26 protein-coding genes are annotated in these 25,248 nt (G+C 64.6%); 8 read left to right on the forward strand and 18 right to left on the reverse strand.

All coding sequences use genetic code 11. The annotated features are described in order from the left end of the window. Positions 1 to 45: 45 nt before the first annotated feature. Together cobS and KHP60_RS07640 are read right to left on the reverse strand one after the other, a co-directional pair. On the reverse strand, positions 46 to 1,035 hold the full coding sequence (gene cobS / locus KHP60_RS07635) for a cobaltochelatase subunit CobS (protein WP_213563314.1): 990 nt from the start codon (positions 1,033 to 1,035) through the stop codon (positions 46 to 48). Between the two features lie 114 nt (positions 1,036 to 1,149). Continuing rightward, entirely contained in the window at positions 1,150 to 1,779 is a 630-nt protein-coding gene (locus KHP60_RS07640) for a J domain-containing protein (protein WP_213563315.1), read from the reverse strand. Positions 1,780 to 1,869: 90 nt separating this feature from the next. On the opposite strand from KHP60_RS07640, the gene KHP60_RS07645 reads away from it, so the two are divergent. Beyond that, positions 1,870 to 2,136, forward strand: a complete 267-nt coding sequence (locus tag KHP60_RS07645) for a BolA family transcriptional regulator (RefSeq protein WP_213563316.1) — start codon at positions 1,870 to 1,872, stop codon at positions 2,134 to 2,136. Between the two features lie 163 nt (positions 2,137 to 2,299). Here KHP60_RS07645 and KHP60_RS07650 read toward each other — a convergent pair whose 3' ends face one another. Then, a complete protein-coding gene (locus tag KHP60_RS07650; protein ID WP_213563357.1) occupies positions 2,300 to 3,466 on the reverse strand; it encodes an acetyl-CoA acetyltransferase in 1,167 nt (388 codons plus the stop codon). Between the two features lie 220 nt (positions 3,467 to 3,686). On the opposite strand from KHP60_RS07650, the gene KHP60_RS07655 reads away from it, so the two are divergent. Both KHP60_RS07655 and KHP60_RS07660 read left to right on the forward strand, forming a co-directional pair. Then, positions 3,687 to 4,265 carry a TIGR00730 family Rossman fold protein gene (locus KHP60_RS07655; RefSeq protein WP_213563317.1) on the forward strand — a complete coding sequence of 193 codons (579 nt, stop codon included), beginning with the start codon at positions 3,687 to 3,689 and terminating at the stop codon, positions 4,263 to 4,265. Continuing rightward, positions 4,262 to 4,672: an NUDIX domain-containing protein gene (locus KHP60_RS07660; protein WP_311924686.1), complete on the forward strand. Its 411-nt coding sequence runs from the start codon at positions 4,262 to 4,264 to the stop codon at positions 4,670 to 4,672. The genes KHP60_RS07655 and KHP60_RS07660 overlap by 4 nt, the downstream gene beginning before the upstream one ends. Here KHP60_RS07660 and KHP60_RS25080 read toward each other — a convergent pair. The 4 genes from KHP60_RS25080 to KHP60_RS07670 all read right to left on the reverse strand — a co-directional run bounded on the left by KHP60_RS25080 (position 4,660) and on the right by KHP60_RS07670 (position 6,789). Continuing rightward, entirely contained in the window at positions 4,660 to 5,079 is a 420-nt protein-coding gene (locus tag KHP60_RS25080) for a 2OG-Fe(II) oxygenase (protein WP_311924687.1), read from the reverse strand. The two genes, KHP60_RS07660 and KHP60_RS25080, sit on opposite strands and share 13 nt — an antisense overlap. A gap of 87 nt (positions 5,080 to 5,166) precedes the next feature. After that, complete coding sequence (locus KHP60_RS25085) at positions 5,167 to 5,403, reverse strand: hypothetical protein (protein WP_249688590.1); 237 nt, start codon at positions 5,401 to 5,403, stop codon at positions 5,167 to 5,169. Positions 5,404 to 5,430: 27 nt separating this feature from the next. Further along, positions 5,431 to 5,814, reverse strand: coding sequence for a redoxin domain-containing protein (locus KHP60_RS25090; protein WP_249688592.1), 384 nt, complete (start codon positions 5,812 to 5,814; stop codon positions 5,431 to 5,433). 72 nt (positions 5,815 to 5,886) lie between these two features. After that, entirely contained in the window at positions 5,887 to 6,789 is a 903-nt protein-coding gene (locus KHP60_RS07670) for an EamA family transporter (protein ID WP_213563319.1), read from the reverse strand. A gap of 190 nt (positions 6,790 to 6,979) precedes the next feature. Between KHP60_RS07670 and KHP60_RS07675 the strand changes: the two genes are divergently transcribed. The 3 genes from KHP60_RS07675 (at position 6,980) to KHP60_RS07685 (ending at position 10,567) form a co-directional block, all read left to right on the forward strand. Beyond that, on the forward strand, positions 6,980 to 8,398 hold the full coding sequence (locus tag KHP60_RS07675; RefSeq protein WP_213563320.1) for a D-alanyl-D-alanine carboxypeptidase family protein: 1,419 nt from the start codon (positions 6,980 to 6,982) through the stop codon (positions 8,396 to 8,398). Between the two features lie 116 nt (positions 8,399 to 8,514). After that, positions 8,515 to 9,423 (forward strand): DMT family transporter, encoded by a 909-nt coding sequence (locus KHP60_RS07680; protein WP_213563321.1) that lies wholly within the window; start codon positions 8,515 to 8,517, stop codon positions 9,421 to 9,423. A gap of 4 nt (positions 9,424 to 9,427) precedes the next feature. Continuing rightward, positions 9,428 to 10,567 (forward strand): GTP-binding protein, encoded by a 1,140-nt coding sequence (locus KHP60_RS07685; RefSeq protein ID WP_213563322.1) that lies wholly within the window; start codon positions 9,428 to 9,430, stop codon positions 10,565 to 10,567. Between the two features lie 177 nt (positions 10,568 to 10,744). Here the strand turns inward: KHP60_RS07685 and KHP60_RS07690 are convergent, their stop codons facing one another. Genes KHP60_RS07690 through KHP60_RS07700 form a run of 3 tightly spaced genes read right to left on the reverse strand, consistent with a single transcriptional unit; the run spans position 10,745 to position 13,402 of the window. Beyond that, complete coding sequence (locus KHP60_RS07690) at positions 10,745 to 11,512, reverse strand: ABC transporter permease (protein ID WP_213563323.1); 768 nt, start codon at positions 11,510 to 11,512, stop codon at positions 10,745 to 10,747. Between the two features lie 7 nt (positions 11,513 to 11,519). After that, complete coding sequence (locus KHP60_RS07695; RefSeq protein ID WP_213563324.1) at positions 11,520 to 12,311, reverse strand: ABC transporter ATP-binding protein; 792 nt, start codon at positions 12,309 to 12,311, stop codon at positions 11,520 to 11,522. 56 nt (positions 12,312 to 12,367) lie between these two features. Next, the gene (locus KHP60_RS07700) at positions 12,368 to 13,402 is read right to left on the reverse strand and encodes an ABC transporter substrate-binding protein (RefSeq protein WP_213563325.1); all 1,035 of its coding nucleotides are present in this window, start codon (positions 13,400 to 13,402) and stop codon (positions 12,368 to 12,370) included. Between the two features lie 301 nt (positions 13,403 to 13,703). On the opposite strand from KHP60_RS07700, the gene KHP60_RS07705 reads away from it, so the two are divergent. After that, entirely contained in the window at positions 13,704 to 14,711 is a 1,008-nt protein-coding gene (locus KHP60_RS07705) for a TerC family protein (protein ID WP_213563326.1), read from the forward strand. A gap of 257 nt (positions 14,712 to 14,968) precedes the next feature. On the opposite strand, the gene KHP60_RS07710 is transcribed toward KHP60_RS07705, so the two are convergent. Next, a complete protein-coding gene (locus KHP60_RS07710; RefSeq protein ID WP_213563327.1) occupies positions 14,969 to 15,430 on the reverse strand; it encodes an Lrp/AsnC ligand binding domain-containing protein in 462 nt (153 codons plus the stop codon). A gap of 113 nt (positions 15,431 to 15,543) precedes the next feature. On the opposite strand from KHP60_RS07710, the gene putA reads away from it, so the two are divergent. Beyond that, the gene (gene putA / locus KHP60_RS07715) at positions 15,544 to 18,639 is read left to right on the forward strand and encodes a bifunctional proline dehydrogenase/L-glutamate gamma-semialdehyde dehydrogenase PutA (protein ID WP_213563328.1); all 3,096 of its coding nucleotides are present in this window, start codon (positions 15,544 to 15,546) and stop codon (positions 18,637 to 18,639) included. A 143-nt stretch (positions 18,640 to 18,782) separates the two neighbouring features. Here the strand turns inward: putA and KHP60_RS07720 are convergent, their stop codons facing one another. From KHP60_RS07720 to KHP60_RS07750, 7 genes are all read right to left on the reverse strand, one after another. After that, positions 18,783 to 19,298: a 2'-5' RNA ligase family protein gene (locus KHP60_RS07720; protein WP_213563329.1), complete on the reverse strand. Its 516-nt coding sequence runs from the start codon at positions 19,296 to 19,298 to the stop codon at positions 18,783 to 18,785. Between the two features lie 38 nt (positions 19,299 to 19,336). Then, positions 19,337 to 19,738 (reverse strand): F0F1 ATP synthase subunit epsilon, encoded by a 402-nt coding sequence (locus KHP60_RS07725; RefSeq protein WP_213563330.1) that lies wholly within the window; start codon positions 19,736 to 19,738, stop codon positions 19,337 to 19,339. A 117-nt stretch (positions 19,739 to 19,855) separates the two neighbouring features. After that, the gene (gene atpD / locus KHP60_RS07730) at positions 19,856 to 21,310 is read right to left on the reverse strand and encodes a F0F1 ATP synthase subunit beta (RefSeq protein ID WP_213563331.1); all 1,455 of its coding nucleotides are present in this window, start codon (positions 21,308 to 21,310) and stop codon (positions 19,856 to 19,858) included. A 23-nt stretch (positions 21,311 to 21,333) separates the two neighbouring features. Further along, positions 21,334 to 22,206 carry a F0F1 ATP synthase subunit gamma gene (locus KHP60_RS07735; protein WP_213563332.1) on the reverse strand — a complete coding sequence of 291 codons (873 nt, stop codon included), beginning with the start codon at positions 22,204 to 22,206 and terminating at the stop codon, positions 21,334 to 21,336. A 52-nt stretch (positions 22,207 to 22,258) separates the two neighbouring features. Next, positions 22,259 to 23,788 (reverse strand): F0F1 ATP synthase subunit alpha, encoded by a 1,530-nt coding sequence (atpA, locus tag KHP60_RS07740; protein ID WP_213563333.1) that lies wholly within the window; start codon positions 23,786 to 23,788, stop codon positions 22,259 to 22,261. Next, positions 23,788 to 24,360 (reverse strand): F0F1 ATP synthase subunit delta, encoded by a 573-nt coding sequence (locus tag KHP60_RS07745; protein ID WP_213563334.1) that lies wholly within the window; start codon positions 24,358 to 24,360, stop codon positions 23,788 to 23,790. The genes atpA and KHP60_RS07745 overlap by 1 nt, the downstream gene beginning before the upstream one ends. A gap of 303 nt (positions 24,361 to 24,663) precedes the next feature. Further along, positions 24,664 to 25,224, reverse strand: a complete 561-nt coding sequence (locus tag KHP60_RS07750; RefSeq protein WP_213563335.1) for a histidine phosphatase family protein — start codon at positions 25,222 to 25,224, stop codon at positions 24,664 to 24,666. Between the last annotated feature and the right edge of the window lie 24 nt (positions 25,225 to 25,248).

Below are 25,248 nucleotides of genomic sequence, written 5' to 3' on the forward strand. Positions count from 1 at the left end.
CTTCGAGACGCTACGCTCCTCAGGATGAGGATACCTGATCGTTGATTAGCTCAGCACCATGTTCACGGCGCTCTCCGGCAGTTCCTTGCCGAAGGAGCGCTGGTAGAACTCGGCCACGAGGGCGCGCTCCAGCTCGTCGCACTTGTTCAGGAACGTGACGCGGAAGGCGAAGCCCGTATCGCCGAAGATCTCGGCGTTCTCGGCCCAGGTGATCACCGTGCGCGGGCTCATGACGGTCGAGAGATCGCCGTTCATGAAGGCCGAGCGGGTGAGATCGGCCACGCGCACCATCTTGTTGACGATGTCGCGACCGGACGCATCCTCCTGGTAGTGCTTCGCCTTGGAGAGGACGATGTCCACCTCCTTGTCGTGCGGCAGGTAGTTCAGCGTCGTGACGATGGACCAGCGGTCCATCTGACCTTGGTTGATCTGCTGCGTGCCGTGATACAGGCCCGAGGTGTCGCCCAGACCGACCGTGTTGGCGGTGGCGAACAGGCGGAAGGCCGGGTGAGGCCGGATCACGCGCTTCTGGTCGAGCAGCGTGAGCTTGCCCGACTGCTCCAGCACGCGCTGGATCACGAACATCACGTCCGGGCGGCCGGCGTCGTATTCGTCGAACACGAGAGCCACGTTGTTCTGCAGGGCCCAGGGCAGGATGCCGTCCTGGAAGGCGGTGACCTGCTTGCCCTCCTGCAGCACGATGGCATCCTTGCCGACGAGGTCGATACGGGAGACGTGGCTGTCCAGGTTCACGCGCACGCAGGGCCAGTTGAGGCGAGCGGCGACCTGCTCGATATGGGTCGACTTGCCGGTGCCGTGATAGCCCGTGATCATGACGCGGCGGTTGCGCGCGAAGCCCGCAAGGATCGCAAGGGTCGTGTCGCGGTCGAAGAGGTAGTCGGGATCGAGATCAGGCACATGCTGTTCGGCTTGCGAAAAGGCCGGGACTTCCAAATCCGAGTCAATGCCGAAGACCTGTCGCACGGACACCTTCATGTCAGGCTGAAGGGTCGCTGTCTCGGTATGTGCCGTCATAGGGGCCTCTTGGTCCTTGGAGTATCTCGAGAATGTCATGGGCTTCTTACCCCCCATGACGGAATGGCGCAATTTCCTAATGCGCCCAGCCGCCTTGCCTAAAAGGATACCGTTTCAGCAGAGGCCGGCACTTTTAAGCGCATCGTGCGCCTTGATGATGTCGCGCAGGCGCTCCTCGAAGGAGCGGTCGCCGCCGTTGGCGTCCGGATGGAAGCGCTTCACCAGGGCCTTGTACTGGGCCTTGATGGCAGGTCCGTCGGCGGTCTCGTCGAGGCCGAGGATGTCCAGGGCCCGGCGCACCGCCCCCGTATAGCGCGGGCGCTTCGGCTCGGGCCGGGCGCGGCTAGTTCGAGCCTGGGTGAAATCCTCGCCCTTGAGGATCCCGAGGGGATCGAAATAGCCCCAGTCCCGGGGCTCCGCCTTGGCGGTCTGCTCCTCGCCCTGGCCCGAGCCGTTCATGCCCATGGTCCAGGTCGGGCGGTGGCCGATGACGGAATCCTTCTGGAAGGCCGCGACGGCGGAATCGGACATGCCGGCGAAATAATTGTACGAGGCGTTGTACTCGCGCACGTGCTGAAGGCAGAAGCGCCAGTACTGGCCCTCCCGATCCCGCCCCTTGGGCGCACGAAATTCCCCTGCCGCCTGGCAGGAGGGATGCTCGCACACGGGTCCCTTGGCCTCCTGCGGCTCTTCGCAGGAAGGCTTGATCCGGATGCGGTCGAAAAGAGGCGAGTTGAGATCCATGATTCAGCGATTATGAGTGGCTTGGGGCCCTGAGCCAAGGCCTGAACGCATTTCGCCGCAGACCCGTTCAAAAAGGTTTTACAAAACAGCATGACCCTTCAGCACTGGATCACACAGACTTTGCAGGAAAGCCTGCAGCCGACCGACCTGACCGTCACGGACGAATCAGAAAAGCATCACGGCCATGCTGGATGGCGGGAAGGCGGGGAAACTCATTTCCAGGTTTATATCGTGTCGGGCGCCTTCTCCGGCAAGAGCCGGGTCGAGCGCCATCGCCTCGTCAACGACGTTTTGAAGGAGGCTTTCGACAAGGGCCTGCACGCCCTGGCCATTCAGGCCAAGGCGCCGGGGGAATGAGCGAAGGCCACATGTGACGTCATCACCGGCCTTGTGCCGGTGATCCCGATTGAGTGAAGCGCCACGCCTTTCGAAATCGGGATGGCCGGGACAAGCCCGGCCATGACAGCGGAGGGTGCCATGGCCGGAGCGCCAGCCGAATGGCCGAGCACCTAGTGCTTCGTCACTTGATTCGCTCGAGCACGCTCACATAGTTCGCTACCGCGGCGCCGCCCATGTTGAAGATGCCGCCGAGCACCGGGTTCTTCACCTGGATGCCGCCGGCCTCCTCGCAGAGCTGCATGGCCGAGAGCGCATGCATGGACACGCCGGTCGCCCCGATGGGATGGCCCTTGGCCTTGAGGCCGCCGGAGGGGTTCACCGGCAGCTTGCCGTCGCGATTCGTCCAGCCTTCCTTGATGGCGGTCGCGCCTTGGCCCCGGGGGGTCAGGCCCATCGCCTCGTACTCGATGAGTTCGGCGATGGTGAAGCAGTCGTGGGTCTCGACGAAGGAGAGATCGGTGAGCTGGATGCCGGCCTGGGACAGGGCCCGCCGCCAGGCTTCCGCGCAGCCCTCGAACTGGACGATGTCGCGCTTCGACATGGGCAGGAAATCTTGGGCGTGAGCCGTGGCCCGGAAGGCAACCGCGCGCTTCATCCGAAGCGCCGTTTCCGTATCGGCCAGGACCAGCGCCGCAGCGCCGTCGGACACGAGCGAGCAGTCGGTGCGCTTCAACGGGCCCGCGACGTAAGGGTTCTTCTCGCTCTCAGCGCGACAGAAGTCGAAGCCCAAGTCCTTCCGCATCTGAGCGTAAGGATTGTCGACCCCGTTCTTGTGGTTCTTGGCGGCAATCATCGCCAGCGCGTCGGACTGGTCGCCGTGACGCTGGAAATAGGTGCCCGCGATCTTGCCGAACACGCCCGCGAAGCCGCCCGGCGTATCGCCGTCCTCGGGCAGGTAGGAGGCCTTGAGGAGAATGTTGCCGATCTCCGGCCCCGGCGTCCTCGTCATCTGTTCCACGCCCACCACCAGCACCGTCTTGGCACGCCTGGCCTCGATGGTCTTGATCGCCTGATGCACCGCGGCCGAGCCCGTCGCACAGGCATTCTCGACCCGGGTCGCCGGCTTGAAGCGGAACTTGTCATTGGCCTGGAAGACCAGGGAGGCGGTGAAATCCTGAGCCGAGAAACCGCCGTTGAAATGGCCGAGCACCACCTCGTCCACATCCTCGACGGCCAAGCCCGCATGCTCCAGCGCCTCGTTGGCGACGCGGACGATCAGGCTCTCGACACTCTCGGTATCGAGCTTGCCGAAGGGGGTATGGGCCCAGCCGACGATGCAGGCGGTCATGGATGTCTCCTCGAGGATTGTGTTGTTGGAAGACAAGGTGGCCCTCCTTGGGGCTTTCAGCAAGCCGCCCGATCGCATGTCAGGTGTGTCCTGGCGTATCGTGCGTAAAAAATTTGGCGCGGTTCTCTGCGCCCGACGACGTGCCCTTCGAACAGTGTCTTGAGCTTGGCCTCGTCCTGTCGTTCATCGACGGATGACGCGAATCACGAAGGAAAGTCCCATGCGCCTGTGTGTCTTCTGCGGCTCCAGCAGCGGCCAGGATCCGGTTTATCGCGAGGCGGCGCGGTCGCTCGGCGAGACGATGGCCGCCCAGGGCATCGAGCTGGTCTATGGCGGCGCCTCGGTAGGGCTCATGGGAGCCGTGGCCGATGCGGCTCTCGCCAAGGGCGGCCATGTGATCGGCGTGATGCCGCAGGCGCTGGTGGACAAGGAGATCGCCCATGGCGGGTTGAGCGACCTGCGGGTGGTCGGTTCCATACATGAGCGCAAGGCGCTGATGGCGGAACTCGCGGACGGCTTCATCGCCCTGCCCGGCGGCCTCGGCACGTTCGAGGAACTGTTCGAGGTCTGGACTTGGGCGCAGCTCGGCTACCACCGCAAGCCCTGCGCGCTCCTGAATGCCGGCGGCTTCTACGACAAGCTGACGGATTTCCTCGACGACGTGGTCGAGCGTGGCTTCGTGAAGCCGATCCACCGGGCGATGCTGATCGTCGAGAACGAGCCTTCCGCCCTGATCGAGGCTGTCCGTGCCTACGAGCCGCCGAAGGTCGACAAATGGATCAAGGCAGGCGAGCGGTGATCGAGATCGTCACGGCCCTGGTTCGCGACCAGCGCGGTCATGTTCTGCTCGTGCGCAAGCGCGGCACGGAGAGCTTCATGCAGCCCGGTGGCAAGCGCGAGCCGGGTGAAAGCGATCTCGACGCCCTGGCACGGGAACTTCGCGAGGAGCTTGGCTGTGGCGTCGTTCCGGGGTCGACGAAGAAACTCGGCGTCTTCGAGGCTCCGGCGGCGAACGAACCGGGGCAAAGGGTGCAGGCCACCATCTATGCCGCCGAACTTTCAGGCGGCATCGCCTGTCAGGCCGAGATCGAAGACCATACCTGGATCGATCCGCGCGAACCGGGCGACACGCCGCTCGCTCCGCTCACGCGAGACACCATCCTGCCCCTGGCATTGTCACTGAACGACGGCGTTCAAGCCTTGTAGGCGCCAACGCCCTCGCCGAGATGGGCATTGTTCGCCTCGCGGATCTTGGCGGCTTCCTCGTCATAGAGGAAAGGCAGGAAGGCGAAGCGGCGCCCATGCGTGACGCGAGACACCGCATGAAGAAGCGGGCATGAGAACACCACGGCGCCCCCGGCCGGAGCCTTGTAGCTGCGCGGCCCGTATTCCGGAAAACTGACCTCGCCGCCCTCGAAATCGTCGTTGAGATTGATCGAGACCGCAAAGCGGCGATGAGCCGTGCCGCTCGTCGTGTTGTCCCGGTGCGCACGGAAATGCCCGCCGTCCTCGGCCGCGTAGCAGGAGACGATGTAGCGCTCCATGCGCGAGGGCTTGAAGAAATGCACCCGCTCGATCTCGGGATTGATGCGTCGGACGATGCGGTGCTGCACCTGCCGGACCAGATTCGGATCCGTGATCGTGTAATCCTTGCGCCGCTTGTGATTGGGATTGTGGACGGCGACGGTCTTGCCGTCGACCTAGCGCATGAAGCCCGATTCCTCGCCCCCGTGCTGCTCGTAGAGACCGATCAGGTGACGGCAGAATTCAGGTTCGAACACGTCCGGGATGATCAGCACGGGGGCGGGCACCTCGAAACCGGCGAACTGGCTCACAGGCGGCAGGGCGCGCAGGTAAGCCATCACCTTCTCGCGGTCGCTGCCATCCGGTTCGAAGGGGAAGAGCGCCCGCACGCGCAGAGTAGGGTTGAGCACCATCCAGAAGCGGCGGATCGGGATCTGGGACTAGGCCGGCAAGGCATTGCGCGGAAGAGCCCCGTAGAGGCGTCCGACCGCGCCGTCGAAATCCCAGAAATGACGGATGCCGGGGATGATCTGCTTCGCCCGCATGTCCGACTCGTCCGTCGGATCGACGCTCACGCCGAACAGGGCGATTCTGTCGTCGTCGAACAGATCGCGATGCTCCTCCTGGAACGAGGCCAGGGTCGCGCGCCCGGTCTCGTCGGAGCCCGTTCCGTAGAAGCACAGGACCACGTAGCGCCCGGCCGCCGTATCGAAGCTGTACTGCGGATTGCTGGTCGAGTTCTGCTTGAACCACGGAACCGGATCGCCGACCTGGAGGACGCGATAGGCGGGTTGAACTGTCTCAGGAGCAGCGGCATCGGTCATGGAAAACGGATCCGAACACGTTCATGCGATATGTAACGTTGTTCGTTATCACGCGCCTGCTGCAGGAACAAGCTAGCGTTGTGCCAGGAGAAGCAGTCCGACGCCGGCGAGGATCAGCAGCATTCCGGCGAGTTCCCGCCTGGTGGTCGTCTGCGCCAGGAAGCGATGGGACACCGCCTGTGCCATCAGGACCTCGACGAGAGCGAGCGTGCGTACATTCGCCGCCGTCGTGAGAGCGAAGCCGATGAACCAAAACTGGGAGGCGAGTGCCCCGAGGAAGCCTGCCCCCAGGGAGGGACGCCAAGCTTTGAAGCTTGCCACCAGGGCCTTGCGGTCGAAGAGCCCGAGCCAGACAAGGAGAATGGCCGTCTGCAGGCCCAGGCCCCAGACCAGGGTCGTGGAAGCCCGGATCAGGGGGGAGCCTCCATCAAGCGACAGGATGGCGCCGCGAAAGCCGATCGCCGCCAGAGCGAAGAAGGCTCCCGAGGCGAGGCCGAAGAGAATGGGCTTCACGCCCGACGACGTGAGACTCGTGCCCGGCTTCGCGGACATGAGCAGGACCCCTGACGTCGCCACCGCGATGGCCAGTCCCATGGCCGGCGTCAGATGATCCCCCAGCAGCACCAGCCCGAACAGGGCGACCTGGACCGGCTCGGTCTTGGTATAGGCCGTGACCACCGAGAAGGCACGCTCGCGCATGGCCGCGAGCATGAGGGCCGTGGCAAGGATCTGAGTGACGGCGCCGGTGAGGGCATAGGCCAAAAAGGTTGCATTGGGCCCTGGAACAACCTCTCCGGTCACAAGGTTCATCACAGCCAGGGCGAGAAGCGCGAAGGGAAATCCGTAGAGGAATCGGACCTGGGTCGCTCCGACGGTTCCGATGGTCTCGGTCAGGCGGCGCTGGGTGGCGTTGCGGCCGGTCTGCGCGGCAGCGGCGGCCAGGGTCACCGGAATCCAGAGAAGGGATGTGGTCATATCGATCTTCAAACCGCGCCGCTCTTGCCACTCTCTTGCCATGGATTTCGTTAAGAAGGGCGGTACAAACAAGCAAAAATCCGCCCAGCCTAGCCAAGGCCATGGTTTGGGACTAGAAATGGCCCAGCTGACAGGCGGGGCTTTGATCGATCCTCTCCTATCGTTGGACGAAGCCAAGGAGTCGTTCCGCATGAACGTTAGCCGAGCCCTCCGCGTGACAGCCTTTGCCCTTGCCGCCCTGATAAGCGGTTCGGCTCTGGCCGCCGGCGGCCCTGCTCTTGTCGTTGAACTCGAATCCGGCCGCGTCCTGCACGCGGAGCGGGCGACCGAACCCTGGTTTCCGGCCTCGATCACCAAGCTGATGACGGCCTATGTGGCCCTGGACAAGGTCCGCTCCGGCCAGATGAGCATGGAGACCCTGCTCACCGTGACCGATGGAGCGGCGGCCCTCCCCCCGTCCAAGATGGGCTTCAAGCCCGGCACGGAGATCCGTCTCGACAACGCTCTCAAGATCATGATGGTCAAGTCGGCGAACGATGTCGCCGCGACCATCGCCGAGAACATCGGCGGCTCGATCGATGGTTTTGCGGAATTGATGAACGCCCATGCCCAGCGCCTCGGCATGGCCAGCAGCCGCTTCGCCAATCCCCATGGTCTTCCGGACGAGCGCAACCAGACCTCGGCCCGCGACATGGCGATTCTGGCCCGTGCGCTGCTGCTGGAATTCCCCGATCATAAAGATCTGTTCGATATCGGCGCGGTCCAGTTCGGCCGGCGCATCATGCGCAACACCAACGGGCTCATCGGCCGCTACCCCGGCGCCGACGGCATGAAGACCGGCTTCATCTGCTCGGCCGGCTTCAACGTGGTGGCGAGCGCCACCCGCAACGGCCGCCATCTGATCACGGTCGTGCTCGGTGCCCCCTCGGCCAACGAGCGCACGATCAAGGCCGCCGAACTGTTCGACCGCGGCTTCAACAGCAAGGTGAACTTCACCAATCCCGAGCTCGCAGCCCTGCCGGCCTCGACCAACGCCACGCCGCCGGACATGCGCCCCGTCATCTGCGACCGGCGCGGGCCCATGCCGCAGGAGGAAGATACGCCGGCGGTCGCCGAGACCGACAGCAACATCCCGAACCTGTTCACCTCCGAAGTCATGGCCTTTGCCGGCGCCTCGGCCGAGAAGCCGGTGCGCACCGTGCTCGGCCCCCGCACCGCCGTTCAGCCGGAGCGCGTCTGGATCGGGCTGAATCCTCCCTCCGAGGCCGAGCTCGCCGCGCAAGCCGCAGCGGAAGAGGCCGCCGAGCAGGCCCGCAAGGCGAAGACCAAGAAGGCCACCGCCTCCAAGAAGACACCGGCCAAAAAGTCCGATGCCAAGGAGGCCGATGCCAAGGAGGCTGACGCCAAGGACGCTGATGCCAAGGGATCCGACGATAAGAAGGCTGCCGACAAGGAGCCCGTGAAGGCCACGGCGAAGGGCAAGGAGCAGCCGCGCGCCAGCGTCGCCGTCAAGCCGGTGAGCGGCAGCGCCAAGCCCGCCTCCAAGCCTGCCGCCAAGGCTCCGCAAAAGGCCGATGCCGCCGCGAAGCCCAAATCCGTCGCGAACTGATCAGCACGCCACGAAACGTCTGCAACGCCCGGTCATCGACCGGGCGTTTTGCTTGATCCCTTGCTTTCGCGGGCGATCCACGCGAACGGTGCGGCGTCCAAAACCAAAATGTCGCGATGACCCGCTCCTCCTCTGCCGCCAACGGCCTGTTCTTCGCCCTCGCCTCGGCCGGCCTCTACGGCTTCAACATCGTCTATGCGCGCATGGCTTCCTTCGCGGGAGCCAGCGGGTCGGCCATCGTGGTCTACCGGGTTCTTCTGATGCTGGTGCTGGTCGGCATCGTCGCGGCCGTCATGAGGAGCTCCCTGAGGGCCGCGCGGGAGGAGCGGGGAAAGCTCCTCCTCCTCGGTATCTCCAGTGCTCTCCAGGGCATCTGCTATCTTTCGTCCGTTGCCTTCATTCCGGTGACGGTCGCGGCAGTCGTGTTCTACACCTATCCCATCATCATCGTCCTCACGAATCCCTTCGTGGAGAAGACACCGCTGACGCAGTCCCTCGTCGGGATCGTCGTCATCGCGACCATCGGCGTCTGTCTGGTGGTAGGGCCGGCCTTTTCCGATCTCGACTGGCGCGGTCTGGCTCTTGCCCTCGGCGCCAGCATCACGACGGCCATCCAGTTCTTCACGGCCGCGCGCTGCACCAGGACAGGCGTGGTGGCAAAGGTGTTCTGGGTCCAACTGGTCATTCTGCCGACCGCAATCCTCATCAGCCTCGCCGCGGGACAGTTCGCGCCGCCGTCGATCCTGGCCCTGGCGCCTTTCGCCGTCGCGATGACAATCGCCGGCTATATCGGCGGATTCGTCCTGCAGTTCCTGGCGCTCGGGCGCATCACCGCGGTGGCGGCCGGGATCATCTACTGCGCAGAGCCGGTGGTGGCGGCTGTGTCCTCAGCCCTGATCCTGAACGAGACCCTGACTCCGCTGCAGATCGCTGGCGGGGGCCTTGTGCTGGCGGCCATCATTACCAACGTTCTGCTGGAACAGCGCCGCCCCAAGAGCGCCGCCCTTGTGCCGATTGCCGATTGATAGGATGACGATCATGACCCCTCCCGCGCCGATCCCGCTCACCATCCTCACCGGCTTCCTGGGCTCTGGGAAAACGACGCTGCTCAACCGGCTCCTGAAGGATCCGGCGCTGCAGGACACGGTGGTGATCATGAACGAGTTCGGCGAGATCGGCCTCGATCACCTGCTGGTGGAAACCGTCGACGAAGGAATGGTGCTGCTCTCGGCCGGCTGCCTCTGCTGCACCGTCCGCGGCGACCTCATCGCGACGCTCGAGGACCTGCTGCGCAAGCGCGACAACGACCGGATCCTGCCGTTCAAGCGCGTGATCATCGAGACCACGGGCCTCGCCGATCCGGCGCCCATCCTCCATGCCGTGCTCTACCATCCCTATCTTTCGATGCGCTACGCAGTCGAAGGCGTGGTGACGGTGGTCGACGCGGTCAACGGCTCCGCCACCCTGGACGGGCATCGCGAAGCCGTGAAGCAGGCGGCCGTCGCCGAGCGGATCGTCATCGCCAAGACCGATCTCGTTCAAGACCAGGACGGCCTCGCCCGTCTGCGCGAGAGATTGCACCAGCTCAATCCCGGCGCCGCTCTCCTGGAGGCGGATGCTCCGGCGGAGGCGGTCATCTCAGGCGGCCTCTTCGGCCTCGACGGCAAGATCGCCGACGTGTCCGAATGGCTGAAGACGGAGGCCGTGGAGGAGGCGGAGCGCGAGAGCCATGCGCACCAGCACGGACATCACCACCACCATCACGACGAGGGTCATCACCATCATCACGACGTGAACCGGCACGACGAGAGGATCCGCGCCTTCTGCCTCACGAGCGATCAGCCCATCCGCCTGGGCACGCTCGACATGTTCCTGGATCTCCTGCGTTCGTCTCAAGGATCGAAACTGCTGCGGGTGAAGGGGCTCGTGGCCCTGGCGGAGGATCCGGAGCATCCGGTCGTGATTCACGGCGTACAGCATGTCATCCACGTTCCCGCCGTGCTGCCGTCGTGGCCGAGCGAGGACCGGCGCAGCCGCATCGTCTTCATCGTGGACGATCTGGAGCGCGAGACGGTGGAAAAACTCTGGGACGCCTTTCTCGGGCGCCCCGCCGTCGATCAGCCCGATGCGACGGCATTGTCGGACAATCCGCTGTCGTTGAGGAGGTAAGACTTGGCTCTGGTCTTCGCAGAAGGCCGACCCTCTGCACGTCACCACCGGCCTCGTGCCGGTGATCCCGATTGCGAAAAGCCCAGCGCTCTTCCGATCGGGACGGCCGGGACAGACCCGGCCATGGCGTGAAGGCCTCAGCCGCTCAAGAGCTCTTTAAAAAGGCGAGAGCCTATCTCACGCCGCCATCTGCGAGCGCTGCGCCCAGCCGGTCATGGATCGCTCCGCATAGGCCGTGATCGCGTACATGACGACGCCGAGCACCGCGAGCACCACGAGGGCGGCCCAGACGAGGGGCACCTCGAAGGCCGCGGACGCGCGGGTGAGCAGATTGCCGATGCCGACATTCGAGGCATTCTGCTCGCCGATGACGGAGCCCACATAGGCGAGCGTGATCGCAACCTTCAGGGAGCCGAAGAAATACGGCATGGCGCGGGGCAGGCCGACCTTGAACACGATGTCACGCTTCGAGGCGCCGAGCGCCCGCAGCACGTCCTCCATTTCCGGCTCCACCGTGGAGATGCCGGTGGCGACGTTGACCACGATGGGAAAGAACGAGATCAGGAAGGCCGTCATGACGGGCGGCACCCAGCCGACGCCGAACCAGAACACGAGGATCGGCACCACGGCCACCTTCGGGATCGAGTTGAAGCCCACGAGCAGCGGGTAGGAGCCGGCATTGATGAGCCGCGAGGAGCCGAGCACCATCCCGAGCAGCAGCCCGAACCCGACCGCGAGGCCGAAGCCGGCCAGGGTCATCCACAGGGTGTGCATGGCATGGTAGGCGAGCTGGCTCCGGTACTCCCATACGGCGTGCAGGATCGTGGAAGGAGCCGGCAGGATGAAGCTCGAAATCTTCAGAACGTGACAGAGAAGCTCCCACAGGGCGAAGAAACCGATGGTGAAGACCCAGGGGGCAAGGGCGAGCTGATTCTTGGTTTTCATGGAACTCTCAAGCCGCCTTGCGCGCCTGCGCGATGTGGCCGCGCAATTCATGGACGAGGACGGAGAATTCCGGCGAGTAGGTGATTTCGAGTTCCCGCGGCCGCGGGAACTCCACCGCCCGCTCGGCAACGATCCGGCCGGGCCGCGCGCTCATGCAGAAGATCCGGTCCGCCAGGAAGGCGGCCTCGCGCAGATCGTGGGTGACGAGGATGATCGTGACCTTCTGCGCCGCGTGGAGATCACGCATCACGCACCACAATTCCTCGCGGGTGAAGCTGTCGAGCGCACCGAAGGGCTCGTCGAGCATCAGGAGCTTCGGTTCATGGATCAGTGCGCGGCAGAGGGAGGCTCGCTGCTGCATGCCGCCCGAGAGCTGCCAGGGAAACTTGTCTCCCTGCCCCTTCAGCCCCACCTGGGCAAGAAGGCTCTCGGCCTTGGCGACATACTCCGCCTTGTGACGGCGCAGCCGTGAGCGGTGCGGTTCCACGATCTCGAGCGGCAGGAGAATGTTGGCGAGAGTCGTGCGCCAGGGCAGCATGGTAGGGTTCTGGAAGGCCATGCCGGCGAGTTTGACAGGAGCTCCCACTTGCCTGCCATCCACGATCACGCTGCCCTCGCGGGGAAACTGCAACCCGGTGGCGAGCTTCATGAGCGTGGACTTGCCGCAGCCCGACGGGCCGACGATGGCGGCGAACTCACCCTCGTTCACCTTCAGGTTCAGGTTTCTGACGGCCGGAAGACCGTCCTCCGCCCGCGCATAGACGTGGGTGACATCGTGAATGTCGACGAAGGGTTTCATGACACGAAGCCTGTGAGCCCAAAATGAAGAGCCCGGCTGCAGCCGGGCTCGCGATATCAGTTCACTTTGCGCTGGTCGGCAGCGGGCAAGAATTCCTCCGTGAACACGGCACCGACCTCAGGCTTCGCCTTGTAGGTGAAGGTCAGGCCGATCTGATCAAGGGCCTTGGCGAAGCGGTCCTTGTCGATGCCGCCGAAGCCGTTCTCCTTGACCCATGGGGTGATCATGTTCTGCTCCAGCACCATCTTGAGGCGCTCGAGCTCCACGTCCTTCTTGGCCACGTCGTTGCGCTTGATCACCGAATCGACCGCGCTCGAGGGGTCCTTCACCGTATCCTGCACGCCCTTCATGATCGCGCGCAGCAGGCCTTTCACGGCCTCCGGCTTCTCCTGGGCGAATTTCTGGGAAACGATGATGGTGTTCCCGTAGAGATCGACCCCGTAATCGCTCATGAGCATCACGACGATGTCGTCCGCCGGCACGCCGCGGGATTTCAGGTTGACGTAGGAGGACATGGAAAAGCCGAACACCGCATCCACCTCGCCCTGCGCCAGCATGGGCTCGCGGACCGGGAAGCCCACATTCTCGAACTTCATGGTGGAATCATCGATCTTGTTGACGGCCTTGAAGATCGGCCATTGCGCAAAGGCGCCATCGGCCGCGGGAGCGCCGAGCTTCTTGCCCTGAAGGCTCGACACCTCCTTGGAAATGCCGCGGCTCTTGCGTCCGATGATGGCGAAGGGCGGACGGTCGTAGATCACCATCACGGCCTTGATGTCGGTGCCCGGGTTCTCGTCGCGGAAGCGCACGAGAGAGTTCACGTCGCCGAAGCCCACATCGTAGGTTCCGGAGGCCACGCGGGAGATCGGCTCGCGGGAGCCCGCCGCCGGATCGATCGTCACATCGAGCCCCTCGGCCTTGAAGTAGCCTTTGTCGATCGCAACGGCGAAGGGGGCCGCCGGCCCTTCCCAGCGCCAGTCCAGGGAGAACCGCACCGGTGTCTGAGCCTGGGCGGAAGCGGACCCGAGAAGCACGGCGGCGCCCGCCAGCATCCCCTTGATCCATTTCGCCTTCGATCGATCCGCAAACATCACCGTCACCTCTGATTTTATGGTCTGGAGCCCCGTGGCACTCTTTTCGGCCGCCTGACCGGTCCTTGACCATGCAATCAGATCGGCTCTCCGGGTCAAGTCTCTTGCCCGGGCATTCCTGCTCCCGGAGCAGGCACATGACGCAAAATTGAGCAGGCGTTCTCAGCCTCAAGCCCCTTGACGGTTGCGGGAGGGCTTCCCACGTCGGTCCCATCGGCGCCCGGGCCCCTCTGGCAGGACGTAAGCACGCGACTGTGATGTCGGAGCCGATGCTTGAACAGAAGCAATCAAAGGTCCGGTTATGCCAGAATTCCTGCTTATGGAATGGCTGGGGAAGCCCGTCTGGATGTGGACGGCTTTCCTGAGCCTTGTCGTTTTTCTCCTCGCTTTCGATCTCGGTGTCCTCAACAGGAAGGACAAGGAACTCGGCGTGAAGGAGAGCCTTCTCCTGTCCGCTTTCTATATCGGCATCTCGGTGCTCTTCGGCGCCTATATCTGGTGGTCGTTCGAGACCGGGCTCCTGGTAACCCAGGATGGCAGCCATGCGGGCATCGCCTACTTCACGGGCTTCTTCATCGAGAAGTCCCTGTCCATCGACAACGTTTTCGTGATCTCGCTGATCTTCAGCTATTTCGCGATCCCCCGAAAATACCAGTACCGCGCCCTTGTGTGGGGCATCATCGGCGTCATCATCCTGCGCGGCATCATGATCGCCCTGGGCGCCGCCTTGGTGCAGGAATATTCCTGGATTCTCTATGTTTTCGGCGCCTTCCTCATCGCGACGGGCATCAAGATGCTGGTCGTTCAGGAGAGCGATCCCGACATCGAGAAGAACCCGCTCGTTCGGTTCCTGCGCAAGCACATGCGGGTGACGAACCGTCTTCACGACCAGCGTTTCTTCGTGCGCGAGCCCGATCCGAAAACAGGGAGGATCGTCACCTGGGCGACGCCGCTGTTCCTCGCTCTCGTGGTGATCAACGTCGCCGACCTGATCTTCGCGGTGGACTCGGTGCCGGCGATCTTCGCCATCACCACGGACACCTTCGTGGTCTACACGGCCAACATCATGGCGATCCTCGGCCTCCGGGCGCTCTATTTCGCGTTGGCCGCCATGGTGCACCGGTTCCACTACCTGAAATACGCCCTGGCGCTGGTGCTCGTCTTCATCGGCGGCAAGATCTTCTGGAACCAGATCGTGGGCAAGCTCGATCCCACCATCTCGCTCGGCGTCACACTCGCCCTGATCGCCGGGGGTGTCGTGTTCTCCCTCTGGAAGACGAAGAACGAGCCGGAAGCGATTTCCAGCTGAGGCACCTTCTTTGATCGTCATCACCGGCCTTGCGCCGGTGATTCCCATCTGCATTTCCAACCCCTCCGCCCTCATCCTGAGGAGGTCACGGAGTGACCGTCTCGAAGGAACTTCCAGAGTGCACCGGATCCTCCTTCGAGACGCAGCCTCACGGCTGCTCCTCAGGATGAGGTAAGAGGACGGAAAAGCGGCAAGGCGAAGATGGCAGGGCAACTCCCCGGATCGAGTCCGGGGACGGCCAGGACATGGTGCGGAGGTCACACAGGCAGCATGCCGTCGCTCTTCACCTCCTCCATCACCGCATAGGTGCGGGTCTCCTTCACGCCCGGGAGGGTGAGGAGGATCTCGCCGAGGAAGCGGCGATAGGCGGCCATGTCGGCCACGCGGGTCTTCACCAGGTAGTCGAAGCCGCCGGCCACCATGTGGCATTCCAGAACCTCGGGCGCCCGTTTCACGGCGGCGGCGAATTTCTCGAAAACGTCCGGAGTCGTCTTGTCGAGGGAGACTTCGACGAACACCAAAAGTTCGAGGCCGAGCCGGTGCGGATCGAGCCTCGCGCCATACCCGGCAATGACACCGTCCCGCTGCAGGCGCTTCACGCGCTCACCCGTGGAGGTGGGCGACAGCCCCACCTTTTCGGCAAGCTCCACGGTGGCGATGCGGCCATCGGCCTGGAGAGCTTTGAGGATCTTGCGATCGATCCGGTCCAAATCCGTCATTTTCACGGTCTTCCTGCATTCTTGCCACCGCTATTAAGGCAAAATCGGCAATTTCGCCATCGAAACGCGGCCGCCGGCCTCATATATTCCATGAAACATCCAGAGGATTTACCATGAGCCCTGCCCCCGGCACCGCCCTGCCCTTCAACCCGCCCTTCGCGGAAGACGACAGGGCTCTCGCTGCCCGCCTTCTTGCCGGCGCGCGGCTCTCGCCGGAGCGGGAGACACGCGTGGACGAGCAGGCCACCCGCCTAATCGAGGCGATCCGCGCCAAGGGCGGCGGGCTCGGCGGCGTCGAGGAGATGCTGCGGGAATATGCGCTTTCCACCGAGGAAGGCCTCGCCCTGATGGTTCTCGCCGAGGCTCTGCTACGGGTGCCGGATGGGGCCACCGCCGACCGGTTGATCGAGGACAAGCTGGGTCAGGCCGATTTCGCCGGTCACGAGTCGAAGTCGGATGCCTTCCTCGTGTCGGCCTCCGCCTGGGCGCTCGGCATCACGGCGCGCATCATCCAGCCCGGCGAGACGCCGGAGAGCATTCTCGGCCAGCTCACCAAGCGCCTCGGCCTTCCCGCTGTGCGAACGGCCACCCGTCAGGCCATGCGGGTGATGGGCAACCACTTCGTGCTCGGCCAGACCATCGAGGAGGCGTTGAAGCGCGCCACGTCGTCCAAGGGCCGCCTCTACCGCTATTCCTTCGACATGCTGGGCGAAGGCGCCCGCACCGCCGATGATGCCCGCCGCTATTTCGAGTCCTACGCCTCCGCCATCGACGCCATCGGCCGCTCCGCCGGGAACGAGCCGCTGCCGAATCGGCCCGGGATCTCGGTGAAGCTCTCGGCCCTTCATCCGCGCTACGAGGCCACAAGCCGTGAGCGGGTCATGCGCGAGCTGGTACCGCTCGTGATCGAACTGGCGCGACAAGCGAAGTCCTACGATCTCAACTTCACCGTCGATGCCGAGGAGGCCGACCGGCTCGAACTCTCGCTCGAGGTGATCGAAGCCGTGCTCGCCGATCCTTCGCTCGCCGACTGGAAGGGCTTCGGCCTCGCCATCCAGGCCTATCAGAAGCGGGCCGGATCGGTGGTCGACGCCATCGCGGCCATGGCGGAGCGCTATGACCGTCAGCTCATGGTGCGCCTCGTGAAGGGCGCCTATTGGGACACGGAGGTGAAGCGTGCCCAGGAGCGCGGCCTCGACGATTATCCGGTCTTCACCCGGAAGGCGATGACGGATCTGCACTACATAGCCTGTGCCGAGAAGATGCTGTCCTTGCGCCCGCGCATCTATCCGCAATTCGCCACGCACAATGCACTGACCGTCGCGTCCATCATCGAGCGCGCCGGCGGCACGGAGGGCTATGAGTTCCAGCGCCTGCACGGCATGGGCGAGGCGCTCTACGCGCGCCTGCTGGAGGACAATCCGGGCCTCGCCTGCCGCGCCTACGCGCCGGTGGGCGGCCATCGCGATCTTCTCGCCTATCTCGTGCGTCGTCTGTTGGAGAACGGCGCGAATTCCTCCTTCGTGTCGGTCGCGGCCGATACCAACGTCCCGGTCCAGTCCCTCTTGAAGCGTCCGGCCGACATCATCGTGTCCGCCGACAAGGCGCGTCATCCCAAGCTTCCCCTGCCGCGCGATCTCTATGGCCCCGAGCGCGCCAATTCGAAGGGCGTGGAGTTCGGCCACCAGGCCTCGCTCGACGCGCTCCTCGCCGAGATCAAGCGCAGCGCGCAGAGCTTCAAGGCCGAGCCGCTGATCGACGGCAAAGCGGCATCCGGTACCTCCCGGCCTGTCGTCAGTCCCATCGACGGCACGACGGTGGCCGGCCACGTGACCGAAGCCTCACCGGAGGTGGCCGACCGCGCCATGGCGGCGGCGCAGGCGGGCTTCGCCCAGTGGAGCCGCACGGATGCGAATGCCCGCGCCAAGGCACTCCAGCGCGCCGCCGATCTGCTGGAGGAACGACGCGGTGCGCTGCTCTACCTGCTGCAGGTCGAAGCCGGCAAGACCCTCGACGATGCGCTCTCGGAAGTGCGCGAAGCGGTCGATTTCCTGCGCTACTATGCCGTTCAGGGCCGCACCTTGTTCGGCTCGGGCGAAGCGATGCCCGGGCCCACGGGCGAGAGCAACGTGCTCCGCCTGCGTGGGCGTGGCGTCTTCGTGGCGATCTCGCCCTGGAACTTTCCCCTCGCGATCTTCCTCGGCCAGGTCAGCGCCGCGCTGATGGCGGGCAACGCGGTGGTGGCGAAACCCGCCGAGCAGACGCCGCTGGTCGCCGATCTTGCCGTGCGCATCCTGCACGAGGCGGGCGTGCCGAAGACGGCGCTTCACCTCGTGCCGGGCGACGGCCGCGTGGGTGCGCGTCTCGTGGAGCACAAGGATGTCGCCGGCGTAGTCTTCACGGGCTCGACCGAGGTGGCGCGCATCATCAATCGAACGCTCGCCAACAAGGATGCGGCCATCGTGCCGCTGATCGCCGAGACCGGCGGCATCAACGCGATGATCGTGGATGCAACCGCTCTCCCTGAGCAGGTCGCCGACGATGTGGTGACCTCGGCGTTCCGATCGGCCGGGCAACGCTGCTCCGCCCTGCGGCTGCTCTGCGTGCAGGACGATGTGGCCGATCGCATGATCGAGATGATCGCCGGCAATGCGCGCGAATTGAAGATCGCCGATCCCCGTGAAATCTCGACCCATGTGGGCCCGGTGATCGACCGCGAGGCGAAGGAGAAGCTCGACGCGCATATCGACGCGATGAAGCGCTCGTCCAAAGTGCATTACGCCGGTGAGGCACCGGCCACCGGGACCTATGTCGGGCCGCACATCTTCGAGCTGGGCAAGCCCCATGATCTCGCGCAGGAAGTGTTCGGTCCAGTTTTGCACGTGGTGCGCTATAAAGCGGACCGCCTGGAAGGCGTGCTGCGGGCCATTGAGGGCACCGGTTATGGCCTGACCCTCGGCGTCCATTCGCGCATCGATGCGACCGTGGAGCGTGTGGTGCAGGCTCTGTCAGTGGGCAATGTCTATGTGAACCGCAACATGATCGGCGCGGTGGTCGGCGTCCAGCCCTTCGGCGGACATGGCCTTTCCGGCACGGGTCCGAAGGCCGGCGGTCCGCACTACCTCCTGCGCTTCGCCACCGAGCAGACGGTGACGATCAACACCGCGGCTGCCGGCGGCAACGCGAACCTGATCGCCATGGGGGAGTAGCGCGGCCACGCGCGGCCTCCATCGTCCGTACGGCGCCTCCTCCCCGTCATCACTGGCCTTGTGCCGGTGATCCCGATTATCTGAAACGCTGCGCTCTTCGGCTAGGGATGGCGGGGTCGAGCCCGGCCATGACGTGTTGCATATCAGCGGGCCGTAAAGCCGAATCTGCCGACCCTCTCCCATGGCCCGCCGCGATACCACCATAGCTCCAGCCCGACAGCCGCAACCTGGAACGGTTGGAAGCCGTCGCTCAATTCTTCCAGGAGAGCCCGCGCCTGTGTGGGATCGACCTTGTTCTGCACCGTTACATGCGGCTGGTGGTTCTGACGATCCTGCGGCTTGAGCCAGTCATTCCATCGCAAGGCCAAAGCCCGGCGCATGTCCGTCAGCTCGGCGGCTTCCAGCATGTAGGCGACGCCGCGCCCGAGGGAGCGCAGGCCTGTCACGTCGAGCATGAAAGGTTGCCGGCGTGAGGCGCACGCCTCGATGTCGTGCTGAATGGAAGCAAGGTGCTCGCCGGGCAAGTTGTGAAACAGCGTCAGATGGGCCGGGATGAAGTTCCGCTCAGTCGGAAAGTAGCGCCGTCTCTGCTCGTCGAAGAAGGCGAAGGAGCGTTCGTCGAGCTGGAGCGTCAGGATGAGCGGTGCGGCGTGGTCCATCAAAGAAAAACCCGGCTCGGGGCCGGGTTGTTTCAGACTTAGAAGTTCAGGGCAGCCTTGGCTTCGCGCAGCTGCGCGATGGCCGATTCGGCGGCGTGCTTGGCGGCCGGTTCGTTGGTGGCGTCGTAATGCATTTCGGCCGTCAGGATTTCCTGATCGAGGATATCCTGGGTCAGCTCTTCCTCAGGGAGAGCGCGCTCGGCCAAAACCGTGAGACCGTTCTGGTTCACGTCGGCAAAGCCGCCGCGCACAAGCACCCGCCGGCCGTTGCCGGGCGTGCTGGTGACGACGAGGAACCCGGTCTTGAGGGTGGTCATCACCGGCGAATGGCCGGCCAGAACCGTCATGTCGCCCTCGGTCGCCGGCAGCACGACGGCATCGACGTCGCCGGAGAACAGCACACGCTCGGGAGAGACCAGTTCGAAAGTGAAGGTAGCCATCTGAGCTCCTCGTCATCCCGTCTCCGGTGAGCGGGTCGGGAATCGTTTGGGAGATACGCTTGGACAAGAACATCCCGGAGCGTGCGGGCACGGCTCCGGGATGCTGCTGAGTTTGATTTAGGCCGCTTCGGCAGCCAGGCGCTGGGCCTTCTCGACGGCTTCCTCGATGGTGCCGACCATGTAGAAGGCAGCCTCGGGAAGGTGATCGTACTGACCGTCGACGAGACCCTTGAAGCCCTTGATGGTGTCTTCGAGCGCGACCAGCTTGCCCGGCGAGCCGGTGAACACTTCCGCCACGTGGAAGGGCTGCGACAGGAAGCGCTCGATCTTGCGGGCGCGGGCGACGGTGAGCTTGTCCTCTTCGGAAAGCTCGTCCATGCCCAGGATCGCGATGATATCCTGGAGCGCCTTGTAGCGCTGCAGCACCTGCTGGACCTGACGGGCGGTGTTGTAGTGCTCCTCGCCGACGATCGCGGCGGAGAGCATGCGCGAGGTCGAGTCGAGCGGGTCCACCGCCGGGTAGATGCCCTTCTCGGCGATCGAACGCGACAGCACGGTCGTGGCGTCGAGGTGGGCGAAGGACGTGGCCGGAGCCGGGTCGGTCAGGTCGTCGGCGGGCACGTAGATGGCCTGCACCGAGGTGATCGAGCCCTTGGTCGTGGTGGTGATGCGCTCCTGTAGGGCGCCCATGTCGGTGGACAGGGTCGGCTGGTAGCCCACGGCCGAAGGAATACGGCCGAGAAGCGCCGAAACCTCGGAGCCCGCCTGGGTGAAGCGGAAGATGTTGTCCACGAAGAACAGCACGTCCTGGCCCTGGTCACGGAAGTTCTCGGCGACGGTGAGGCCGGTGAGCGCGACGCGGGCGCGGGCGCCCGGAGGCTCGTTCATCTGGCCGTAGACGAGGGCGCACTTGGAACCGGCGGCCGATCCGGACTCGCGGGGATCCACGTTCACCTTCGACTCGATCATCTCGTGATAGAGGTCGTTGCCTTCACGGGTGCGCTCGCCGACACCGGCGAACACGGAGTAGCCGCCGTGCGCCTTCGCGACGTTGTTGATGAGCTCCATGATCAGCACGGTCTTGCCGACGCCGGCGCCACCGAAGAGGCCGATCTTACCGCCCTTGGCGTAGGGAGCGAGCAGGTCGACGACCTTGATGCCCGTCACGAGGATCTGACCCTCGGTGGACTGCTCGGCATAGGACGGAGCGGGCTGATGGATGGCGCGGGTGCCTTCGCCGACGATCGGGCCGGCTTCGTCCACCGGCTCGCCGATGACGTTCATGATGCGGCCGAGGGTGGCGGTGCCGACGGGAACCGAGATCGGAGCGCCGGTGTCGGTGACGGGCTGGCCGCGGACTAGGCCCTCGGAGGTGTCCATGGCGATGCAGCGCACGGTGCTCTCACCGAGCTGCTGGGCCACTTCGAGCACGAGGCGGTTGCCGCCGTTGGTGGTCTCGAGGGCGTTCAGGATCTCCGGCAGGTGGCCTTCGAACTGCACGTCGACGACGGCGCCGATGACCTGGGTGATGTGACCGGTCGCTGCGCGCGGGGTGGTGGCTGTGTTGGCCATGATTGGCTCCTCTCGGATGCTTGTCAGAGCGCCTCGGCGCCCGAAATGATTTCGATCAGTTCCTTGGTGATCATCGCCTGACGCGACCGGTTGTAGGTCATCGTCTGCTTCTTGATCATCTCGCCCGCGTTGCGGGTCGCATTGTCCATGGCGCTCATGCGGGCGCCCTGTTCGGAAGCGGCGTTCTCGAGCAGCGCACGGAAGATCTGCACGGTGAGGTTCCGCGGCAGGAGCGTCGTCAGGATCTCGCCTTCGTCGGGCTCGTAATCGTAGACCGCGTCGGACGAAGTGCCCGTGGCCTCGATCTGGGCCGGGATGATCTGCTGCGCCGTCGGGATCTGGGCGATCACCGAACGGAAGCGCGAGTAGAACAGCGTCGCCACGTCGAACTCTCCCGCGTCGAAGCGCGAGAGCACCTTCTGGGCGATCATGTCGCCCTGCTCGAAGCCGAGCTGGCGCACGGAGCGCAGGTCGACGAGCTCGATGATCTGCTCGGCGAACTGGCGACGCAGGATGTCGTAGCCCTTCTTGCCGACGCAGATGATCTTGACCGTCTTGCCCTCGGCGAGGAGCCGGTTGGCATGGTCGCGGGCAAGACGAGCGATTGAGGAGTTGAACGCGCCGCAGAGGCCACGCTCGGCGGTGCAGACGATCAGCAGGTGAACGCGGTCGGAGCCGGTGCCGGCCAGAAGACGCGGCGTCTCGGGTCCGACGGTGATGCCGGACGCGAGATTGCCGAGCACCACGGCCATGCGCTCTGCATAAGGACGCGCGGCTTCCGCCGCACTCTGCGCGCGGCGCAGCTTCGCGGCGGCCACCATCTGCATGGCCTTGGTGATCTTCTGCGTCGCCTTGACCGAGGCGATGCGGTTACGAAGGTCTTTTAAGCTCGGCATCGAGCGGCCCTACCCTCTCCGGAAAACCGGCTGGATCTTACGAGAAAGACTCTTACGAGAAAGACTTAGCGAAGTTCTGGACCACGTCCTTGAGCTTCGCTTCGGAGTCGCTCGACAGGTCCTTCGAAGCGCGGACGGCGTCGAGGATATCGGCGTGCTTGCTGCGCAGGAGCGAGAGCAGACCGTCCTCGAACGCACGCACCCGGTTGAGGGGCAGGTTGTCGAGGTAGCCGTTCACACCGGCATAGATCACGGCGACCTGCTCTTCCATCTTCAGCGGCGAGAATTGCGGCTGCTTCAGGAGTTCCGTCAGGCGCGAGCCGCGGTTCAGCAGGCGCTGGGTCGTCGCGTCGAGATCGGAGCCGAACTGGGCGAAGGCCGCCATCTCGCGGTACTGGGCCAGCTCGCCCTTGATCTTGCCTGCGACCTTCTTCATCGCCTTCGTCTGGGCCGAGGAGCCCACGCGCGACACCGAGAGGCCGACGTTCACCGCCGGGCGGATGCCCTGGTAGAACAGGTCCGTCTCGAGGAAGATCTGGCCGTCGGTGATCGAGATCACGTTGGTCGGGATGTAGGCCGACACGTCGTTGGCCTGCGTCTCGATGACCGGCAGAGCGGTGAGCGAGCCTGCGCCCTGGCTCTCGTTGAGCTTCGCAGCGCGCTCGAGCAGGCGGGAGTGCAGGTAGAACACATCGCCCGGATAAGCCTCGCGGCCCGGCGGGCGGCGCAGCAGCAGGGACATCTGACGGTAGGCGACGGCCTGCTTAGACAGGTCGTCATACACGATCACGGCATGCATGCCGTTGTCGCGGAAGAACTCGCCCATGGCGCAGCCGGAGAAGGGCGCCAAGAACTGCATCGGAGCCGGGTCCGAAGCGGTGGCCGCGATGATGATGGAGTACTCGAGAGCGCCCTGCTCTTCGAGAACCTTCACGAACTGGGCAACCGTGGAGCGCTTCTGACCGACGGCGACATAGACGCAGTAGAGCTTCTGGCTCTCGTCGTCGCCCTGGTTCAGCGGCTTCTGGTTCAGAATCGTGTCGAGCACGACGGCGGTCTTGCCGGTCTGGCGGTCGCCGATGATCAGCTCGCGCTGGCCGCGGCCAACCGGGATCAGGGCGTCGATGGCCTTGAGGCCCGTCGCCATCGGCTCGTGCACCGACTTGCGCGGAATGATGCCGGGAGCCTTCACGTCCACGCGGCGGCGCTCGGTGGCCTCGATCGGGCCCTTGCCGTCGATGGGGTTGCCGAGCGCGTCGACGACGCGGCCGAGCAGGCCCTTGCCGACCGGCACGTCCACGATGGCGCCGGTGCGCTTCACGGTCTGGCCTTCGGCGATCTCGCGGTCGGAGCCGAACACCACGACGCCGACGTTGTCGGTCTCGAGGTTGAGGGCCATGCCGCGCACGCCGCTCTCGAATTCGACCATCTCACCGGCCTGGACCTTGTCGAGGCCGTAGCAACGGGCAATGCCGTCACCGACGGACAGAACCTGTCCGACTTCGGTGACTTCAGCCTCGGTACCGAAGTTCTTGATCTGCTCTTTGAGGATCGCGGAGATCTCAGCGGCTCGAATGTCCATCAGCGGACCTCTTTCATCGCTAGACGAATGGAATTGAGTTTGGTGCGCACCGAGGCATCCACCATGCGGGACCCCATCTTCACGATGAGACCGCCGATGAGGCTCGGGTCGATTTTGACGTCGACGGAGACGTCAGCCTTGGCGACGTCGCGCAGCGCCGCCTTGATTTCGTTCAGGATCGTGTCGGTCGGCGCTTCCGCCAGGGTGACCTGCGCCCGGACGATGCCCTTCGCGTCGGACACCAGATTCTGGTAGGCGCGGATCATGTCGGGCAGTGCGAAGAGCCGGCGCTTGGACGCCACGAGGCGGATGAAATTGCCCGCAAGACCCGAAATGCCGGCCTTGTCGAGAAGGGCTCCGATCGCGTTCGACTGCTCTTCAGCCGTGAAGATGGGGTTCTGGATCAGGCGCTGCAAGTCGGCGCTGCCGCGGATCATCTGATCGAAGCGGGCGAGGTCGCCGGCAACGGCGTCCACGGCATTCGCTTCCCGAGCGACCTCGAACAGCGCCGAAGCATAGCGCAATGCTACGCCCGACAGGAGGGGTCCTTCATGCGAACCGCTTTGCGCCACGTAACCGTCTCTCTCGTGTCTTAACGGGCCTCGGACCGGGGCAGCCTGCAAACGAGGCCCTCGGGAAACCCGTCAGGTGTGGAAATGAGCCCGGAGCGAAAGCCTTCTCCGCCCGTCAGGCGAGGGTGCACTAGCATGGGTTTTTCTGAGGCGCAAGGCGAGCTGGGCCCTGTCTTGCCGGGAAAAACCGGCCCCCGGTGCAGGGAAAGGTCCGGAGCCGCTTCCTCTTGAGTGAAAGCAGCTCTTTTCCTTGCTGTGCGGCATTTCTTGACGGCGAGCCGGAACCGCCTCGCGAAGAATGCTCTACAGTTCCAAGGTGGCAACTTCGCAGTTGGCAAGGGACCGTCCGGTCAGACGGCCGAAGAAGGTGCCATGGCCGACGACGGCGATCATGGTCTCCGGCCGCTCGGCAAGCCATGAGCGGAACCGCTCGACCCGCTCCTCGAATACGTGGGTCGGCTCGTAGACGAAGCCCCGCTCGTTCACCTCGCCCTCGTTGTGCCACCACACTTCGTCCAGATGCCCGAAGGACAGATGGGGGAACTCCCGCGACAGATGGGAGACGGCCCGCCCCACGTCGCAGCTGCTCTCCAGATACTCGCGGTGGAGGCATTCCACGAGGATCGACGGAGAGGCGGGATGGTCCCCGAAGAGACCCATGGTGGTCTGGATCGCCCGGGTCAGCGGCGAGGTCACGACGAGCTCATAGGGATGCCGGCGCAGCTCGGGCGCCCGCTCGGCCACCTGCCGCCGGCCCAGCTCGGTCAGGGGCGCATCGATGTGGAGCGGATCCTCGCCGGTCTCGGCGAAATGGGCATTGAAGGTGGATTGGCCGTGGCGGATGCAGTGGACGATCTTGGTCATGGTGCCTTGTCTTGATGATGCTCT

This window comes from Microvirga sp. 3-52 (assembly GCF_018383585.1).
Classification (GTDB): Bacteria; Pseudomonadota; Alphaproteobacteria; order Rhizobiales; family Beijerinckiaceae; genus Microvirga.

What these genes read in the sequence shown, in the direction of transcription:
- cobS (WP_213563314.1), bottom strand. Translation starts at nt 1,035, where the DNA reads ATGACGGCACATACCGAGACAGCGACCCTTCAGCCTGACATGAAGGTG.
- KHP60_RS07640 (WP_213563315.1), bottom strand. Translation starts at nt 1,779, where the DNA reads ATGGATCTCAACTCGCCTCTTTTCGACCGCATCCGGATCAAGCCTTCC.
- KHP60_RS07645 (WP_213563316.1), top strand. Translation starts at nt 1,870, where the DNA reads ATGACCCTTCAGCACTGGATCACACAGACTTTGCAGGAAAGCCTGCAG.
- KHP60_RS07650 (WP_213563357.1), bottom strand. Translation starts at nt 3,466, where the DNA reads ATGACCGCCTGCATCGTCGGCTGGGCCCATACCCCCTTCGGCAAGCTC.
- KHP60_RS07655 (WP_213563317.1), top strand. Translation starts at nt 3,687, where the DNA reads ATGCGCCTGTGTGTCTTCTGCGGCTCCAGCAGCGGCCAGGATCCGGTT.
- KHP60_RS25085 (WP_249688590.1), bottom strand. Translation starts at nt 5,403, where the DNA reads ATGGTGCTCAACCCTACTCTGCGCGTGCGGGCGCTCTTCCCCTTCGAA.
- KHP60_RS25090 (WP_249688592.1), bottom strand. Translation starts at nt 5,814, where the DNA reads ATGACCGATGCCGCTGCTCCTGAGACAGTTCAACCCGCCTATCGCGTC.
- KHP60_RS07670 (WP_213563319.1), bottom strand. Translation starts at nt 6,789, where the DNA reads ATGACCACATCCCTTCTCTGGATTCCGGTGACCCTGGCCGCCGCTGCC.
- KHP60_RS07675 (WP_213563320.1), top strand. Translation starts at nt 6,980, where the DNA reads ATGAACGTTAGCCGAGCCCTCCGCGTGACAGCCTTTGCCCTTGCCGCC.
- KHP60_RS07680 (WP_213563321.1), top strand. Translation starts at nt 8,515, where the DNA reads ATGACCCGCTCCTCCTCTGCCGCCAACGGCCTGTTCTTCGCCCTCGCC.
- KHP60_RS07685 (WP_213563322.1), top strand. Translation starts at nt 9,428, where the DNA reads ATGACGATCATGACCCCTCCCGCGCCGATCCCGCTCACCATCCTCACC.
- KHP60_RS07690 (WP_213563323.1), bottom strand. Translation starts at nt 11,512, where the DNA reads ATGAAAACCAAGAATCAGCTCGCCCTTGCCCCCTGGGTCTTCACCATC.
- KHP60_RS07695 (WP_213563324.1), bottom strand. Translation starts at nt 12,311, where the DNA reads ATGAAACCCTTCGTCGACATTCACGATGTCACCCACGTCTATGCGCGG.
- KHP60_RS07700 (WP_213563325.1), bottom strand. Translation starts at nt 13,402, where the DNA reads ATGTTTGCGGATCGATCGAAGGCGAAATGGATCAAGGGGATGCTGGCG.
- KHP60_RS07705 (WP_213563326.1), top strand. Translation starts at nt 13,704, where the DNA reads ATGCCAGAATTCCTGCTTATGGAATGGCTGGGGAAGCCCGTCTGGATG.
- KHP60_RS07710 (WP_213563327.1), bottom strand. Translation starts at nt 15,430, where the DNA reads ATGACGGATTTGGACCGGATCGATCGCAAGATCCTCAAAGCTCTCCAG.
- putA (WP_213563328.1), top strand. Translation starts at nt 15,544, where the DNA reads ATGAGCCCTGCCCCCGGCACCGCCCTGCCCTTCAACCCGCCCTTCGCG.
- KHP60_RS07720 (WP_213563329.1), bottom strand. Translation starts at nt 19,298, where the DNA reads ATGGACCACGCCGCACCGCTCATCCTGACGCTCCAGCTCGACGAACGC.
- KHP60_RS07725 (WP_213563330.1), bottom strand. Translation starts at nt 19,738, where the DNA reads ATGGCTACCTTCACTTTCGAACTGGTCTCTCCCGAGCGTGTGCTGTTC.
- atpD (WP_213563331.1), bottom strand. Translation starts at nt 21,310, where the DNA reads ATGGCCAACACAGCCACCACCCCGCGCGCAGCGACCGGTCACATCACC.
- KHP60_RS07735 (WP_213563332.1), bottom strand. Translation starts at nt 22,206, where the DNA reads ATGCCGAGCTTAAAAGACCTTCGTAACCGCATCGCCTCGGTCAAGGCG.
- atpA (WP_213563333.1), bottom strand. Translation starts at nt 23,788, where the DNA reads ATGGACATTCGAGCCGCTGAGATCTCCGCGATCCTCAAAGAGCAGATC.
- KHP60_RS07750 (WP_213563335.1), bottom strand. Translation starts at nt 25,224, where the DNA reads ATGACCAAGATCGTCCACTGCATCCGCCACGGCCAATCCACCTTCAAT.